General features: G+C 51.6%; 2 protein-coding genes. Both read right to left on the bottom strand.

Translation table 11 applies throughout. The features are described 5' to 3' along the window. Nucleotides 1-1421 (bottom strand): sugar ABC transporter ATP-binding protein (locus tag AC2FNB_RS21170; protein ID WP_496748697.1); only part of this gene is annotated, 1421 nt, incomplete at its 3' end. 118 nt (nucleotides 1422-1539) lie between these two features. Further along, nucleotides 1540-1881 (bottom strand): substrate-binding domain-containing protein (locus AC2FNB_RS21165; protein ID WP_496748696.1); only part of this gene is annotated, 342 nt, incomplete at its 5' end.

Genomic DNA, 1881 nt, shown 5'->3' with positions numbered 1-1881 from the left:
GGAACGATCCGATGCGAAAGCGCGAGAAGTTCCTCAAAGTCTGAGGAAATAACCAAGATCGCCATACCATCAGCTGCCAATCTGCGGAGCAGCGAATAGATTGTGGCGCGGGAACCAATGTCGACGCCCTTGGTTGGTTCGTCCAGTATCAAGACTTTAGGCTTGAGCAACAACGCCCGGATAAGCAGTGCTTTTTGCTGCATGCCACCTGAAAAGTTGAGAAGGGACGTATCGTCCAGGCGGTTACGCGCCAACTCAATCAAATCAGCCAACTCATCGATCCGCTCTGAGCGAGATGAATAGTTCAATCTCTGCCCTGATTGCTGACTCAAATGCGAAAGCAGTATGTTTTCTCGAACCGAGAAATCGGGAATGATGCTTTGACGACGGCGATCTTCAGGCAGAAACCCAATACCGGCTTCAAATGCAGTCTTTGGACTTTGTGGGGTATAGGGTTCTCCAAGTACTTCAATGGACCCGGACTGCATTGGCCGAAGGCCCATAATCGTCTCAGCCAGTTCCGAGCGCCCTGCCCCAACGAGTCCGCCGAGACCAACAATTTCGCCTTCCCTGATTTCCAGACTGACCGATCTAACTTCCGGTGCAGAACGAACATCTTTCAGCGCGAAGGCCACTTGCGAAATTGATGTATCAGGAATGGTCTCACTGGTGAGTGCTTCGACTTCCCGTCCCACCATCAAGTGAATGAGTTCGGCCTGTGTCAGACTGGAAGTCGCGATATTGCTCTCAACAGATGACCCATCGCGAAGAATGGTGATGCGATCTGTCATCGCAAAAATCTCTTCGAGCCTGTGAGATACGAATATCAATCCACGGCCCTCATCACGCAGTGCGTTCATCACTTTGAAGAGACGCGCGCGCTCGCCTGGACTGAGCGCTGCTGTCGGCTCATCAAGTATGATGACGCGGCTATCGAGTGCCACGATACGGGCAATCTCAACCAACTGCCGATGGGCAGCCGAGAGCTCTGAACAGGTTTTGCCAATGGGGATTTCTTTTGTGAAGCCCAACCGCTCTATGGCGTTTGCTGCAATTTTTTTTAACTCACCTTGCGACGGCTTCTTCTTCGATCCGTAGAATGGGAGCGCAATGTTCTCCCAAACCGTCAAATCATCAGCCAGGCTTGTTTCTTGTGTTACGATTCCAATACCTGCATCCATTGCTTCGCGAGGCTTGTTGAAATTGGCTTCAGCACCAAAGGCTTTCAAAGTTCCTTCGGTTGGTTTGATATGGCCGCAGAGGACCTTTGCCAGAGTAGATTTCCCTGCCCCATTTGCCCCGAAAAGAGCGTGAATTTCACCAGCTCCAAGATGAAAGCTAACTCCCTTCAACGCGTGGAAAGTACCAAATGCTTTCTTTATCCCCTCAGCGGCGAGCAATGTGCTGTCATCGTGTTGCACCAAGACACTCCGATTATTCAATATTTGATAGTTCGCTGAGTAATCCTATCAGCATGAACGCATGCTGGCCAAAGCGGCAGACACGACTCTTCGTGCCCACCGCCTCGGGAGGATAAGCTTACTTTGTCAGTTCACCCGCGAAGACGTTGAGGTTGATCTCATCGCCCAACTCACCAACATTGTCGGTTGTACCGACCAGAATTGGCAGCAGGATCTCTTTCTCGACAGTTTCGCCACTGAGGTGAGAAGCCAGCGCTTCGGCTGCAGTGAAGCCCATCAGGTAAGGTTGCTGCATGCCTGAACCGAGGATCTTTCCGTCCTTGATCAGGTCATAAAGCTCAGGGGTGCCATCGAAAGCGGCGACAATAATGTCGTCTGTTTTGCGAGCGGCACGCACTGCACGTTGTGCACCCACAGCGGCTGAGTCTGTTTGAATGAAGATGGCACGAAGATCCGGGTT

It is taken from the genome of Ruegeria sp. BHSB058, assembly GCF_059613285.1.
This window is presented reverse-complemented; position numbering and strand designations above follow the sequence as displayed.